Below are 14,877 nucleotides of genomic sequence, written 5' to 3' on the forward strand. Positions count from 1 at the left end.
GATGATCGAGGGACACCTTGAACGCCTGCGTACCCATCGCACCAATATTCGGCGCTACCGCAGGCTGCTCGCGACGCGTCTGTCGGACCTGGAGCGAGCGTATATCGCGCGCCGGATGAGGGAGGAGCAGCGCTCCGTCGAGGCACTTTTGCACGAGACGTTTCCCGATCGCCTCTCGCTGCAGATGGATCGCCGACGAACGACGGACTTGGAGATGGCCGGGCTATTGCATCCAGCCGAGGCGTTCGCCCATCCAATGGACGTTGTCGATGATTGCGACCTGACATCGTACGAGAAACGGGCCATTCTATCGTCTTGGGCCGTGGATGCCTGCGCCGTGAAAGACGATCGGGACTCGAACCAGACGATCGATGGAGCTGGGAGCTTCGACGACATCGTGGATGCCCTGCGTCTTCTGGAGTCCGGTTCGGATCGAAAGACCGATGGCTCCAACCGAAAGGGCCGACGTTCTGGCCGTCATGAGGCAGACGGTAATCCTGCTTTGTAGACGATGCATCCTGTTGCTCTGCCGCTACGAGAGCGCGGCAGATGTGAGAAGATTTTTGAGCACTGCGAGGGAGAAATGTCTCGAGCTGTTTCTCAGAGATTGCCGTCGCTCGGCACCGATCTGACGACCTATCTGACGGAAATTCGAAAATTTCCGATCCTCTCTCAGGACGAAGAGGCCACCCTCGGTCGGCGATGGCGAGACCGCGGCGATCGTGAAGCGGCTTATCGCTTGGTGACGAGCCACCTGCGTCTCGTTGCGAAAATCGCCATGAGATATCGAGGGTATGGGCTACCCATTGCCGATGTCATTTCCGAGGGCAATGTCGGCCTGATGCAGGCCGTGCGACGATTCGATCCGGAGCGGGGTGTCCGCCTGTCCACCTATGCCATGTGGTGGATCAAGGCGACGATCCAGGATTTTGTTCTTCGCTCCTGGTCGCTGGTGAAGATCACGGCGGACGCTGCCCAGAAGAAGTTATTCTTCAAACTGAGGCAATCGAAGAGTGCGATCTCCGCCTTGGAGGAGGGGGATCTGAGGCCAGAACAGGTCAAGACGATCGCCGCGCACCTCAGGGTATCCGAACGTGACGTCGTGAACATGGACCGACGCTTGCGTGGCGACTTGTCCCTGAATTTGCGCCACAACCATGCCGGTGACGTCGGCGATGCCCTCGAACGGCTGGTTGATCCGTCGCCTCCCCATGACGTGACGTTGGCCGAGGACCAGGAGCTGGCTCAACGGCGCCAGGCTTTGTCTGCAGCCATTCAAAAGCTGAGCCCCCGTGAAAGGCATATCTTCACCGCACGCTATTTGAGCGAAGATCCCCCGAAGCTCGAGGCGCTGGCCTCGGAGTACGGAATATCGCGCGAGCGCGTCCGCCAGATCGAGCAACGGTCATTTGAAAAGGTACAGTCCGCGATGCTGGCAGGAGGCCATCACCGGACTCTTGCATCGCAAGAAGCCTCCCGCAAAAAATAACGTGCCAATTCCAACATCCGCCCCGAGTGGCAGCTGTTACTTGCAGCCCCGGCAAATCGTAAGCTTGCCCTTTAGCTCGTCATCGTTCCCGGGATTGGCCGTCTGTTGCCTCGAGACATGATCTGCTGCTTGATTGAGCTTGGGCTGCCTTGCCTCGTGCGACCTGACGGGTCGTGTCGTCCGGCTTGGGGGGGCATCGTCGATGCCGACGCTAAAGCCATCGTAATCGGGGGCCGCCCCGGCAGACGGCGACGGCCTGTTGATCGCTTGTGCGGGCGAAGCGCGGTCGGACTGCGACGGTGTGTGTTCGACAGCCGCAGATCGTGAAGCGGCGCGTGGTGGCACATCTTGGGCGGCTCGGGGCGGCACCGAACCCTTGGCGGTCGCCGTCGGCGGCCGAGCGTTGGTTGCGTCCGGAGATGCGGCCTCTTCATTCGACGCCGGCGGCGCAAGCGAAAGCGGAGGGAAAGGCGACGTCTGACATCTCGCACTGTCGTGTGACCAGATTGCCGCCGCAAACAGACCAAGGGCAAACAGCGTTGCGCTTTTCATTTTTTCCGTCCTGCAAATTACTAAAAAATGATCGCGTGACCTTCCACGGCTACGCGTTGGCGAAAATGCCGGATCTGACATGACGACCAAAATTGACGGAAGTGGGGAGCCACAGGCAGATCAACAATGGGTCCGGGATTTGACGAACCGGCGGATCGTCCGCCATGGGTCAAAACCGGAAGAACTCAGGCTGAGTATATCAAGTCGGCTTCACCCCAAAGAGCCGACATCCAGCGGACATGCCGGGTCGGCCGCTTGGGGCCAAGAGCGGAAGTGGCGCCTACCGTCACAACGATGCCGGGACACGCAAAACGTAGGCGGCGCGTGACTATTCTGGCAATCCGGCGCGTCGTAGACCTTCCGCATATCTAGCAAGATCGTCGGGACGGCGCAGCGGTACGTGATCGGCCACACTAGATACTCTAAATGCAGGATCTATTTCCAGCACTCGCTTTGCCGCTTTCTGGGCTTGCTCCAGTTGACCGGAATTTCCGGCGCTAGTCGCGATAATTCTAATGGCGGGCAAGAAGTTCGGATCCTCCCGCGAGGCTTTTTCAGCCCAAAAAACCGACTCGTCATATCGGCCGGCAACGAAATGGGCGAGCGCCATAGCCGTCTGCATCGAGTAGAGACTGGGATCGAGCGGGCTCAGTCGCATAGCGTGAGCCAAATGTTCAATCGCCGTTTCCGGCTCTCCGCGAAATGCCTTGAGCAGGCCACCGTATTGCCATGCAGAGGAAAGATGCGGATTGAGCGCAAGCGCCCGTTCGATAAGGTCAGCGCCTTCCTCCGGTTCGAACGCAACCCGCGCGAGAGCGTAACCGGCCCGTGACAGAACTGCCGCGTCTTCTCTTCCCAGCTCCGCCGCGCGTCGGGCCACTTTGGCGGTCTCGGCTGATTCCTTTGCAACATCTGTCATCCAGCCGTTTGCTTTGCGTAGGGTGAAGCACCGCGCCACCATCGCATGCGCTAGTGCAAAATTGGGATCGATCTCGATGGCTTTGTAGAAGTGCCGAAGAGCTTCCTCGTTCTCGTCCTTGGTTGCGCCTTCGACAACCGCAAGCCCGCGAAGATAGTAATCATAGGCATCCAGCTTTTCGGTCGGCTTTCGCTTAGAGCGTTCAATCTCGGCCTGGTCGAGCTTCGGTGCAATCGCGGCAACCACGCTCGTGGTGATCCGGTCCTGAAGTCCGAACACATCTTCAAGTGATCCATCGAACTTGTCTGCCCACAGATGCGAGCTGCTCGCGGCATCGACCAACTGCCCGGTTATTCTGACCCTTGCTCCCGCCTTGCGGATGCTGCCTTCGAGCACATAACGAACGCCCAGCTCCTGGCCGACCTTCTTGATGTCGACCGCCTTACCCTTGAAAGTGAAGCTCGAATTGCGCGCGATGACGAACAGCGACTTGAAGCGCGACAGTGCAGTGATGATGTCCTCGACGATTCCGTCCGCGAAATACTCCTGCTCAGGATCGCCGGACATGTTTTGAAATGGCAACACGGCGATGGACGGCTTGTCGGGAATCGCGAGCGCTTGCGATTGGCCTGAATGCAAGCCCGGTTGCGGTCTCGCCACGTGTTGATCAGCAAGCTGAAGCCGCCACGCCCGCATCGGCTCCACAATGTTCTTCAGGTTTTGAGGCCCAAGATCATCACTGACGATTTCGACCTTGCCCCGTATTTGCCGATAGGCGTCATCGGAGATACAAACTCCGCCCGGCTCAGCAATACTCTCCAGCCGCGCGGCGATATTGACGCCGTCGCCGAAAATATCGTTGTCGTCAAAAATGATGTCACCGACGTGGATGCCGATCCGGAAATCGATGCGGTGCTCTGGGAAATTCACATTCTGACTGGACATGCCGCGCTGAATCTCAACCGAGCAGCGAGCGGCATCCACCGCGCTGGCGAACTCCACCAGCAACCCGTCACCGGTGGTCTTGACGATGCGGCCGCGATGAGCGGCGATGGTGGGGTCGACCACGGCATTTCTGACAACCTTTAGCCGGGCCAGTGTGCCCTCCTCATCGGCACCCATGAGGCGGCTATAGCCAGCGACATCCGCCGCAAGCACTGCCGCTAACCGCCGTTCAACGCGCCCGCCTGTCAAAAGGCCTCCGAAATCGGAAAATGACCCGCTGCATCAAAGCATGGCAGGCTGTTGTCCGGCTAGGGCCAATGTCCGGTCAGGGTCAAAAGCTGACGTCAGCTCCGGCCGGTCGGATGTCGGCTTTGGGGCCAAGAGCGGACGTCCCGCATACTTCCCAATCACATGAAAGTGCGGTCATATGGCGCCCGCTGATGCTTGGCATGTTGCGGACAAGATGTCCGCTTGCATGGGGGAATGCACGTGAAGGACCTCGCTGGAAAGACGGCGTTCGTGACCGGTGCAGCGTCGGGCATTGGATTGGGGATCGCGACCGCTCTCGCCCAGGCCGGCGCGAAGGTCATGCTTTGCGATATTGAGGAAGCAGCCCTGTCCACGGCGCTCGAGCAACTGAGGCGCACCAACGCCGATGTCGACGGCGTGAAAGCGGACGTTTCACTGAAAGCCGAACTCCACGCCGCCGCCGAAGCCACGACGGCTCGCTACGGCAAGGTGCATATCCTCGTCAACAACGCGGGCGTCGGCGGCGGTGGGCCTTATGGCACCTGGACCGACGCGTCGTGGAATTGGACCCTGGGCGTCAACCTGATGGCGACCATCTGGGGGATCGAGATTTTCGGGCCGTTGATCGAGCAGCACGGCGAGGGTGGACACATCGTCAACACGGCCTCGCTCGCCGGCATCATTTCAGGGGGAAGCACGGCCTACAACGTGTCGAAGTATGGCGTCGTCGCGTTGTCCGAGGGGCTGCGGCCCGAACTCGCGCCGCGCGGGATCGGCGTATCGGTGCTGTGTCCCGGGTTTATCCGCACTCACATCATGGACTCCACGCGCAATCTCCCCAAGCGCTTCGAGGGGGCGACCCGTCCTTTGCCGACGTCGGGCCCGCTTGCCGAGCGGATCAATCTGGTCCGCCAACGCATCTCCGATGGTATCGATCCGATGTACGTCGGTGAACTCGTCCGCGAAGGCATCGAAAGCGATTGGCCCTATATCTTCACCGACCTCGAATTCGAACCGGTGGTCGACGCGCGCTTCGCCGCGATCAAGCAAGGCTTCGACCATATCCGCGGGCGTGACCCGAAACGTTAAGCGTAAGGTGTCCGCGCTGCGAATGATGTGCAATTGCAGCGCGCGTCGATGTCGCGCGAGTCGTCAGGCGGTTCATCCTGTCATCAAAAAAAGATCGGCTGCGCGAATAATGTTCACGCCTTGCACCGCCATGGCCGCTCCACATGTCCGCATCGCAATTCTTGGGTCAGGTTTGGGTCCCCAAACCGCCCAGTTGCGAATTGTGGAGACGGACTATGGACTTCCTCGGTTTTCTTAATGGCTCAGGTTTAACCCAACCGGCCATTTGGACCGCAGTCGCGATCGCGTTTGTGATCCTGCTGCGGATATCGAACGTATTTCGCTACATTCCCAACAATCAGGTCGGCATCGTCGAGAAGCTGTGGGCGATCAAGGGCTCGATCGGCGGCGGCTTCATCGCGCTGAACGGCGAGGCCGGTTATGAGCCGGAGGTGCTGCGCGGCGGCCTGCACGTGATGTTTCCCTTCATGTACCGGATCCACCGCTCGGACCTCGTGACCGTCGGCCAGGGCAAGATCGCCTATGTGTTCGCGCGCGACGGCGCGCCGCTGGAGCCGTCGCAGGTGCTCGGTGCCAACGACACCGAGGACAAGTCGGACTTCCAGGACGCACGCCGCTTCCTGCTCGGCGGCGGCCAGAAGGGCCCGCAGCGCAAGATCCTGCGCGAGGGTACCTATGCGATCAACACCACGCAGTTCGCCGTCATCACCGACGAGCGCGTCTACGGTCACGCCCTGAGCGAGCGTGAGCGCGGCGTGCTCGAGAGCATGCAGCTCACCATCACCGAGCGCTGGGGCTTTGCTCCGGTCGTGCTGGCGGCCGATCACGATCTGGTCGGCATCGTCACCGTGCATGACGGCCCGTCGCTGCCTCCGGGCGAGATCATCGCGCCCGAGGTCGGCATCGCGCTGCGGGATGCTGCGACCTTCCACAACAATTTCCAGGAGCCGGAGAAATTCCTGAGCGCCGGCGGCTATCGCGGCCGTCAGCTCCAGGTCATCGTCGAGGGCACCTGGTACATCAACCGCCTGTTCGCGACCGTCGAGGCGGTGCCGAAGACGGTGATCCCGGTCGGTAATGTCGGCGTCGTCATCTTCTACACTGGTCCGCGCACCGACGACGTCTCGGGCGAGCAATATCGCCATGGCGAACTGGTGCTGAACGGCAGCCGCGGCGTCTGGAAGGAGCCGCTGTTGCCGGGCAAATACGCCTTCAACACCTACGCCGGCAAGATCGAGGTGATCCCGACCGTCAACTTCATCCTGAAATGGATGCGCGGCGAGGTCGGCGCGATGAAGCTCGACGAGAACCTGTCGGAGATCTCGCTGATCACGAAGGATGCGTTCGAGCCGACGCTGCCGCTCTCGGTGGTGATGCATATCGACTACAAGAAGGCGCCGATGATCATCCAGCGCTTCGGCGACGTGAAGAAGCTGGTCGAGCAGACGCTCGACCCGATGGTCTCTGCGTTCTTCAAGAACATCGCGCAGAAGATGACCTTGATCGAGCTGTTGCAGAACCGCGCCGCGATCCAGGAGGAGGCGGCGCACGACATGAAGGCGAGGTTCGAGAGCTATTCGCTCGACCTTCAGGAGGTGTTGATCGGCACGCCGCGCGCAGCTCCCGGCGACCACACCATCGAGAACATCCTGATCCAGCTGCGTTCGCGCCAGATCGCGCGCGAGCAGATCGAGACCTATCAGGAGCAGGAGAAGGCCGCGGTGCAGGAACGCGCGTTGAACGAAGCCAAGGCGACGGCGGCGGCGCAGTCGGCGCTGACGCAATCGCTGATCCAGGTCAAGGTCAACGAGAACGAGGGTGCGGCGGCGCTGGCCCGCGCGCAAAAGGATGCCGAGACGCGCAAGGTGACCGCGGCCGCGGTCGGCGAGCAGTCGCGGCTCGAAGGCCAGGGCGAGGCCGACCGCGTGCTGGCGGTCGGCACCGCCAACGCGCAGGCGACCAAGCTCGCGGTCGATGCCTATGGCGGGCCGGAATACCGGCTTGCCGAGCAGAATTTTGCAAAATTCGCCGAGGCGCTGACGCGGATCAACCAGCCCCTGGTGCCGCAATTCCTGATGTCGGGCGGGCAGGGGCAGGAAGGCAGCAGCGCCGGCCTGATCCCGACCGCGATGCTGAGCTCGATGTTCGGCCAGATGATGCCCGGCGCATTGGAGAAGCTGAAGGACGAAGCGCCGAAGGCCGCACGCCGGACCAACGGGCAGTAAGGCGAGGCACCTCTCCCAAGGGAGAGGTCGACGCGAAGCGCCGGTGGGGTTACGGTCCCTCGCTGGAGCTGCGACCCCTCACCAAATTTGCTGCGCAAATCCACCTCTCCACTACGGGGAGAGGTGGACCGGTTCTGCGGTTGCTTGATCTCAAAATGCGGCATCCGAGCCTCGGCACGAGGTGCTCGCCGTATTCCCGGATAGCGAACTTAGCAGCATCCACCCGTTCGGGCAGCGCGAGATACTGCTCGATGGACACCTCCTGAAAGCTAACATCTAGTCCGGTTGGTGCCAATGTTGTTCGGTTCGTGCCAAGTTCGACAGAAGCCGTTGTCACGACAGTCGCGCCAAGATAGGTAGGTCGCGCAATTCGCCCAGAGTGATTGACAGGTGGGAGCATGCGTAATGGATATGCTTGCTTATTGCCAAGCAATGGCCAGCTTTTGCCGCCAGCGCGCAGTATTTGAAAATGAAGACGCCTCGTTTTGGATCAACGAAGCAGAAGGTTGGGACGAGATTAGCTTCGAGATGCAGACTCGGCCGATCCAGTTCCGACTCGACGAATGTGGGAAGCCAGAGCCGGAGGACCATTGCGTGGAAGCAGAATTGGCTATTTCCAGCGGCAACGGCCCGGCATCTTCGTTCGACGTGCAGCAGCCTGTCTAGCCACGCGCAATCGCTGCTGCCTCGGCGGCGGCGCGCTGCATGCTGCTAGACATCTCGTTGGTCACCGTAGATTGCTCCTCGACAGCAGCCGCCGTCGAGGTAACGTACTCGCTGACGCTGTTGATTGCTTGCTTGATCGAATTCAGCGCGTTCACCACATCCGCCGAAATGCCATTGAGGCTGCCGATCTCTTGAGCGATCTTGTCGGTCGCTTGCTTGGCTTGATTGGCGAGACTCTTGACCTCGGACGCCACCACCGCAAAGCCACGGCCAGCCTCACCTGCACGGGCAGACTCGATAGTCGCATTCAGTGCAAGGAGATTGATCTGGCCAGTAATGTTGTTGATCATCTCGACGATGCCGCTCATCGCCTGCGCGGCGTTGGAAAGACGCTGTGCTTGTGCATCTGCCGTGGCGACCTGCTCGACGGCCCCCAAAGCGGTCTCCCGCGATTTGGTCATCGCTTCGGAGATTTCCCGCACTGAAGCATTGAGCTCTTCTGATCCTGCTGCAACCGACTCCATCATGTTACGGACGCGTTCGTTTCCTATGCGCGTCAGGACCTGGCTCGTAACATCGCTGGCGTATTTAACGACCTTGAACGGCTTGCCGTTGAGATCAAAGATTGGATTGTAAGAAGCTTGAATCCAAACTTCTTTGCCTCCCTTGCCGATGCGCTTGTACTCTCCGGCTTGGAACTGGCCCCGATTGAGCGACGTCCAGAATTCGCGATACTCGGCGCTGGTGCGCTCCACGTGCTCCACAAACATGCTGTGGTGTTGCCCCTTGATCTCGCCAAGGGAGTAACCGAGGGCCTGCAGGAAATTGTCGTTGGCTTCAACGATGGTTCCGTCCAATTTAAACTCGATGACGGCCTGAGACTTCCTGATCGCGTCGATCTGGCCGGACAGGTCGGCATTCCGCAGTTTTTGGTTCGTGACATCGGTCGCGAACTTGACAACCTTAAAGGGCTTGCCCTTTTCATCAAGAACCGGATTGTAGGACGCAAGGATCCATACCTCCTTGCCTCCCTTTCCGATCCGCTTGTATTCGGCGGCCTGGTATTCACCACGATTGAGCGAGGCCCAGAATTCGCGGTAGGCTGCGCTATCCCGCTCCTCAATCGGCATGAACATGCTGTGGTGTTTGCCCCGAATTTCGCCCAGAGAATAGCTCAAGGCATTTAGGAAGTTTTCGTTAGCGGTCACGATGGTGCCGTCGAGATTGAATTCGATCACCGCCTGCGCTCGGCCGGCAGCCGAGGCTTGGGCCGCATAATTCAGGTTTTGCAGGCGTACCGTCGCGTCGGCCCATTCAACGACGAAGCCGACCCGGCGTCCGTCAGCCTGCAACAGCGGCGATGCCAACAGGTCGAACGTCCTCTGACCTACTTTGATGGTCGCGCGATGCTTGGCGCTGAGACCCTCCAGCATGCGTCGCTGATGGCTCGGGTTCTTGTGAAAGATATCGATATTGCTTCCGATCAGCGTGTCGACGCTGAACTGCGGCAGCTCCTTCTTAAGATCAGATTCCGCTTCGCGCAGAAGCTCAACGACGGCGTCGTTCATGTAGACGATGTTGAGGTTCTGGTCCGCCACCATGATGCTGGCGCCGATTGTTTTGGCCGCGAGGAGAGCAAGGCGGTCAGCGCCTAGGTTACGGCTAAACATGGTTTGTCTCCGATTCCGTGAGTTTCGTCATTGATGGGAAGGCGCTTCACGTTTTCGATGTCGCGCTGCGGGCGACCTCAAGCCATTCTGCAACGAGTGCGGCGTTGGCCAGAATCAGTTCGCGGGCGGCAGTGTCGCCGAGATCACGAGCGAGCAGCCGGGCCTGCGTATTTACGAGATCGAGAAGGAGTATTGCCTTGCGAACATCTTCCTTCGTTTCCATTGGCGCATCGCGGACAACGGACAGCGCAACCGACATGCTCCCGAGAGCATCCGTCATCTGCGGCCGGGGCCTGCGTCCGGGCTGCAGCGATTGGCGAATTCGGGGGAATTGAACCACTTGAGCCAAGGCCTATTTCTCACCTCAGTTATGGCGTTGCGCCGATCGCGCTCAATTTGAGCGAGACCGATCAACTCAACACCGTCAAAAGTCGGTCATCGTGCCACTCGCGGCCGTCGACACGGATTGTCGCGCAGTGTGGGCGCGCAGGTTTTCCAACGTACGGCGCTGGTGACGAATGCATTCCAAACGTTAGATGCATTCGGTTAAACCGGGATTTGTACATTTCCTGCCAATCCGACTGCGCCCATCGCGTTCAGCAAGCGCAGTTCGCGGGTGAGTCTGTCGCATGTCAGCGGATCAGCCGGAATTGGCAGTTTCCGGCCAGCACGTGGCACAGGATGGCCAGCGATCCATCTTCCGCTGTGCAATTTGAGATTGCTGGAAAAACTCGTCCGACGACGTAATATTCGGGGCGGAGCAGGATTCGACTTGCGCGGCCTCGCATATCTCGAGCGTTACCCCGTGGTGCACTCGCGCGACAGCGAGTTTGCACGCGACAAGCTTTATTCTGCTTACGGCGCAACCGGTTTCGAAGCACGGAACGACGGCTTTGGTATCCGCGCTAATTTTGCACAGCTGACGTCGATCGGGTTGGCGTTCTGCTCTTATAACAGCGCTGTTTCCCTGTCCTTTCCGGAGGCGGATTTTGTCCGGCAGTTTTTTTCAATTCAGGGGGACGCGAAATTCAGCACTGCGAACAGGAGCGAGCCGATCGGAGCTTGGAGTCCATTTGTATCGGCTGAGTCCAGGCTTCGGCTCGATTTTGAAGCTGGCTACCGGCAGTTGGTGGTCAGGGTAGATGCGAAAGCTCTCGAACGCTCGTTGAAGAGCCTGCTAGGAGATGCCAGCGACCGGAAATTGACATTCTCCGGCGACGCCCCTGATTCGAGGCAGATGTCGTTCGTTCGCCAGGGTGTTTTTCAGCTGGCCCAGGATCTGGAAACATTTGGTCCAGAATGTTCGCCCATGCTTCTGGCCGAGTTGGAGCGAAGCCTGATCTTAAGGTTCTTGCTGGCGCACCGGCACAACTTCACGGATCGGCTGCAGGGCACGCCTCCTCGCGCGAATCGCTCGGTGGTCAATATCGTCGAAACATTCATTGAGACGAATTGGGACAAGCCTATCGACGCCGTGAAACTTGCCAGCGTTGCCAACGTCAGTGCACGGACAATGTTTAGAGAATTTGCGCTTGCAGGTCATGGCTCGCCGGCGCAATTCGCCAAGCGCATACGACTCCAGCGCGCCGCGGAATGTTTGAGGCAGCCGGATGAACTGACGACTGTAACCGGCGTGGCGTTAAGGTGCGGATTCCAGAACCTTGGCCGCTTTTCCTTCGAATACGCTCGGCTCATTGGAGAACTGCCCTCCGAAACCTTGAGACAGGCTAGGGGACGATTGTGATACCGTCCGCCGCGGAGAATCCGGGCTTTTCCTTACGGAGAACCCCGTAGGGAACGAGTTTGCCACCCCATAAAAATCGTCATGAGCACTGCGGTCAGTATAACAGCCTAAACGGTGTCGCTAAGTGATTTAGGACACTGCGAGATTCAAACCAGGACACACGGGGTCAAGTGCGGACAGACCCATGATCGGGTGAGAACAAGCAGGGAACTGTGAACTACGCTTCGTCCGCGTTGGTCACAAACCGCCCGTGGCGGTCCACCTGACATCAGCTCACCCGAAAGCTAGACTTCGAGAGTCCACGGGCATTCATCTCGCGAGTCCTTCGCCTGCAAGAGCAGCGCGGATGCGATTGCCGGCGCGGCCGAGATTTACACGATTTCGGAATATTAGAAATTTATCCCTGAGTTGCCCGACATGTCAAGCGGCCTTGTCGAGCCGCCGGCTCCTTTGCATGGGGTTGTTTTCGCGTTTTTTGGTCGCGCGCGATTACTCGGTCTTGTCGACGTTCCAGAACACCGGCGGCGCCGGGCCTTCGAGCACGCCGGTCAGCGATTTGCGCCAGGCGCTCGGCAAGCGGAACTGGCCGAGCGGGAGGTAGATCACCTGCTCGTAGGCTTCCTTCTGGATCTCGACCGCGAACTTCTTCTGCTCCTCGGGCGAGGTTGCGCGCGCATAGGCATCGCGCATCTGCTCGAGTTTGGCGTCTTCGGGCCAGCCGAACCAGGCTTTCTTGCCGGTCGCGGCGATCTGGTTGTTGACGATCGGGTTCATCACTTCGGTGGCGCCGGTGAAGGTGAAGAACAGGTTCCAGCCGCCTTCCTTGGGCGGCTTCTGGCTGGCGCGGCGGCTCACCACGGTCTGCCAGTCCGTCACCTGCGCGTCGACGGTGAAGCCGGCCGCGCGCAACAGTTGCGCCGCGACCGTCGGCGGCCCCTTCAGCGTCTGCACGTCGCCGGGGATCATGATCACGACCGGCGTGCCGTCATAGCCCGAGCCGGCGAGCGCCTTCTTGGCCTCGGCCATGCCGTTGCCCTTGATCAGCGTCTCCGCGCCGACGTCGCTGGCGAGCGGCGTGTCACAGGCGAAATAGGAGCCGCAGATCTCGTAAAACTTCGCGTTGCCGACGGTGGCGTCGAGCACGTCCTTCTGGTTCATCGCCAGGAAGGCGGCGCGGCGGATCTTGGGATTGTCGAACGGCGGATGCAGGAAGTTCATCCGGCCCTCGATCTGGAAGCCGAACTTGTTCAGCACGGCCACGGTCAGATCGGAATTGGCCTCGAGCACCGGCAGCAGGTCGATCGAGGGCTGTTCCAGGAAATCGATGTCGCCGGATTGCAGCGCGTTGATCGCGGTCTGCGCGTCGGGCATCGTGATCCATTCGATGCGATCGACCTTGGCGACCTTGCCGCCCGCCAGCCAATCCGGCTTTTCCTTGCGCGGCACGTAGTCGGCGTTGCGCTCATAGACCGCCTTGACGCCCGGCTGGAATTCGCCGGCCACGAACTTGAACGGCCCGCAGCCGACCTGCTCGGGGATCTGCTTGCCGGGCGGTGTCTCGGCGAGCCGCTTCGGCATCATGAACGCGACATAGGAGGAGGGCTTTGCCAGCGACTCCAGCACCAGGCCATAGGGCTCCTTGAGCTTGAGCACGATGGCCTTCGGGCCGTTCGCCTCGAGCGAAGCGGTGAATTCGGCGAGCTTCTGCGCCATGCCGTCGACGGCGGTCCAGCGCTTCAGCGAGGCGATGCAGTCCTCGGCCGTGACGGGCGCGCCGTCATGCCATTTCAGGCCGTCGCGCAGCGTGAAGGTGTAGGTCAGTCTGTCGTCGGAGATCGTCCAGTCTGCCATCTGCGGCCGGACCTTGAAGCTGGAATCGATGCCGAGCAGCGTGTCGTAGACCATGTAGCCGTGGTCGCGGGTGATGTAGGCGGAGGTGAAGCCGGGATCGATGATGCGCAGGTCCGAATGCATCACCGCAGTGATGGTCTTGCCCCTGGCCGCGGCGACGGCGCGCGATGACAGGATGGCCGGGGTCGCCATCGCAGGCGGCAGGCTGGCCGCGAGCTTGAGGAGTGTTCTGCGCGAAACATCCGCCATCCACCATCTCCCGATCTGTCGTTGCGCGGGCATCCCTGCCGCAGCGACCGGCATGCTTCACGAATTCGTGGTTGAAAGCAAGCAAGGGCCGCGCCGCCGATTACCGCACTTCGGCGCGCCTTCGCATGGATTGGTGACGCGCGAATGTTCGACGACTGCAACCGTCGACGGGCCCTTCGGCACCGCGCAAGGGCACATCCTGCATGGGAGCCTGTGCTTCCTGCCGCACCTCGACGGCTGTTCGGACGCCGATCAGGCGTGTAGGCTTGCGGTCTGCCGGCCAGCAATAAGGCCATATCCCCCAACGGGAACAAGCAGCGCTGACAAGCAGCCGAGGGAGACCAGAAGAACCGTCATGACCGATATCCGATACGTAGCACCGCGCACGCTTGATGAAGCGATTGGCGCATTTGCTGCCGCCGGGAGTGCCGCCCGCATTATGGCTGGGGGTACCGACTTATTGGTGCAAATGCGCTCCGGCCTGGTGCGGCCGGGATTGATCGTCGACATCAAGAAGATCGGCGAGATGACCGAAATCACCGAGACCGCCGATGGCGGTTTCCGCGTCGGCGCCGCCGTCTCCGGCATGGCGCTCGCCGAGCATCCGCGTTTCGGCAAGGTGTGGCCGGGCGTGCTCGAGGCCGTCAACCTGATCGGCTCCAAGCAGGTGCAGGGCCGGGCCTCCGCCGGCGGCAATCTCTGCAACGGCTCGCCGGCCGGCGACAGCGTACCGGCGATGATCGCGGCGGGTGCCATCGTCACCGTGCAGGGCCCGAACGGCCGCCGCGAGATCAAGGTCGAGGACGTGCCGGCCGGACCGGGCCGCACCAACCTCAAGCCCGGCGAGATTCTCGTCAGTTTTGCGCTGCCGCCACGGCCCAAGGGCTCGGGTGATGCGTACCTGCGGATGATTCCGCGCACCGAGATGGACATCGCGGTGGTCGGCATCGGCGTCAGCCTGACGTTAAAGGACGGCGCCTGCACCGCGGCCCGTGTCGGCCTCGGCGCGGTGGCGCCGACGGCGCTCTTGGTCGCACCCGCAGCGCAAGCGCTTGTTGGCTCGAAGCTCGACGATGCGGCGCTCGAAGCTGCTGCTGCCGCGTGCCGCGCCGCCTGCCGTCCGATCGACGACAAGCGCGGCACCATCGCTTACCGGATCAAAACCGCCGGCGTGCTGCTCAAGCGCACCGCCGCGATCGCCGCCCAGCGCGCGGGAGGACATTAGCACC

At 60.8% G+C, this 14,877-nt stretch carries 11 protein-coding genes; 7 read left to right on the forward strand and 4 right to left on the reverse strand.

The features are described 5' to 3' along the window. Nucleotide 1: 1 nt before the first annotated feature. Nucleotides 2-508 (forward strand): hypothetical protein, encoded by a 507-nt coding sequence (locus tag ACTUWL_RS29745; RefSeq protein WP_021077710.1) that lies wholly within the window; start codon nucleotides 2-4, stop codon nucleotides 506-508. Nucleotides 509-583: 75 nt separating this feature from the next. Then, nucleotides 584-1,489, forward strand: a complete 906-nt coding sequence (gene rpoH, locus ACTUWL_RS29750; protein ID WP_021077709.1) for an RNA polymerase sigma factor RpoH — start codon at nucleotides 584-586, stop codon at nucleotides 1,487-1,489. A gap of 880 nt (nucleotides 1,490-2,369) precedes the next feature. On the opposite strand, the gene ACTUWL_RS29755 is transcribed toward rpoH, so the two are convergent. After that, complete coding sequence (locus ACTUWL_RS29755) at nucleotides 2,370-4,118, reverse strand: adenylate/guanylate cyclase domain-containing protein (protein WP_021077707.1); 1,749 nt, start codon at nucleotides 4,116-4,118, stop codon at nucleotides 2,370-2,372. A 270-nt stretch (nucleotides 4,119-4,388) separates the two neighbouring features. Here ACTUWL_RS29755 and ACTUWL_RS29760 point away from each other — a divergent pair, with 270 nt between their 5' ends. The 3 genes from ACTUWL_RS29760 to ACTUWL_RS29770 all read left to right on the forward strand — a co-directional run bounded on the left by ACTUWL_RS29760 (nucleotide 4,389) and on the right by ACTUWL_RS29770 (nucleotide 8,134). After that, nucleotides 4,389-5,243, forward strand: a complete 855-nt coding sequence (locus ACTUWL_RS29760; protein WP_021077706.1) for an SDR family NAD(P)-dependent oxidoreductase — start codon at nucleotides 4,389-4,391, stop codon at nucleotides 5,241-5,243. Nucleotides 5,244-5,458: 215 nt separating this feature from the next. After that, on the forward strand, nucleotides 5,459-7,468 hold the full coding sequence (locus ACTUWL_RS29765; protein WP_021077705.1) for an SPFH domain-containing protein: 2,010 nt from the start codon (nucleotides 5,459-5,461) through the stop codon (nucleotides 7,466-7,468). Between the two features lie 405 nt (nucleotides 7,469-7,873). Continuing rightward, on the forward strand, nucleotides 7,874-8,134 hold the full coding sequence (locus ACTUWL_RS29770; protein WP_021077704.1) for a hypothetical protein: 261 nt from the start codon (nucleotides 7,874-7,876) through the stop codon (nucleotides 8,132-8,134). On the opposite strand, the gene ACTUWL_RS29775 is transcribed toward ACTUWL_RS29770, so the two are convergent. Both ACTUWL_RS29775 and ACTUWL_RS29780 read right to left on the reverse strand, forming a co-directional pair. Next, the gene (locus tag ACTUWL_RS29775) at nucleotides 8,131-9,804 is read right to left on the reverse strand and encodes a methyl-accepting chemotaxis protein (RefSeq protein ID WP_021077703.1); all 1,674 of its coding nucleotides are present in this window, start codon (nucleotides 9,802-9,804) and stop codon (nucleotides 8,131-8,133) included. The two genes, ACTUWL_RS29770 and ACTUWL_RS29775, sit on opposite strands and share 4 nt — an antisense overlap. Nucleotides 9,805-9,850: 46 nt before the next feature. After that, nucleotides 9,851-10,063 carry a hypothetical protein gene (locus tag ACTUWL_RS29780; protein ID WP_146160325.1) on the reverse strand — a complete coding sequence of 71 codons (213 nt, stop codon included), beginning with the start codon at nucleotides 10,061-10,063 and terminating at the stop codon, nucleotides 9,851-9,853. Between the two features lie 513 nt (nucleotides 10,064-10,576). On the opposite strand from ACTUWL_RS29780, the gene ACTUWL_RS29785 reads away from it, so the two are divergent. Beyond that, nucleotides 10,577-11,548, forward strand: a complete 972-nt coding sequence (locus tag ACTUWL_RS29785; protein ID WP_106940035.1) for an AraC family transcriptional regulator — start codon at nucleotides 10,577-10,579, stop codon at nucleotides 11,546-11,548. Between the two features lie 489 nt (nucleotides 11,549-12,037). Here the strand turns inward: ACTUWL_RS29785 and ACTUWL_RS29790 are convergent, their stop codons facing one another. Continuing rightward, on the reverse strand, nucleotides 12,038-13,648 hold the full coding sequence (locus ACTUWL_RS29790) for an ABC transporter substrate-binding protein (protein WP_021077700.1): 1,611 nt from the start codon (nucleotides 13,646-13,648) through the stop codon (nucleotides 12,038-12,040). Between the two features lie 364 nt (nucleotides 13,649-14,012). On the opposite strand from ACTUWL_RS29790, the gene ACTUWL_RS29795 reads away from it, so the two are divergent. Beyond that, nucleotides 14,013-14,873 carry an FAD binding domain-containing protein gene (locus ACTUWL_RS29795; RefSeq protein WP_035650659.1) on the forward strand — a complete coding sequence of 287 codons (861 nt, stop codon included), beginning with the start codon at nucleotides 14,013-14,015 and terminating at the stop codon, nucleotides 14,871-14,873. The last annotated feature ends 4 nt before the right edge of the window (nucleotides 14,874-14,877 follow it).

This window comes from Bradyrhizobium sp. WCU1 (assembly GCF_053474805.1).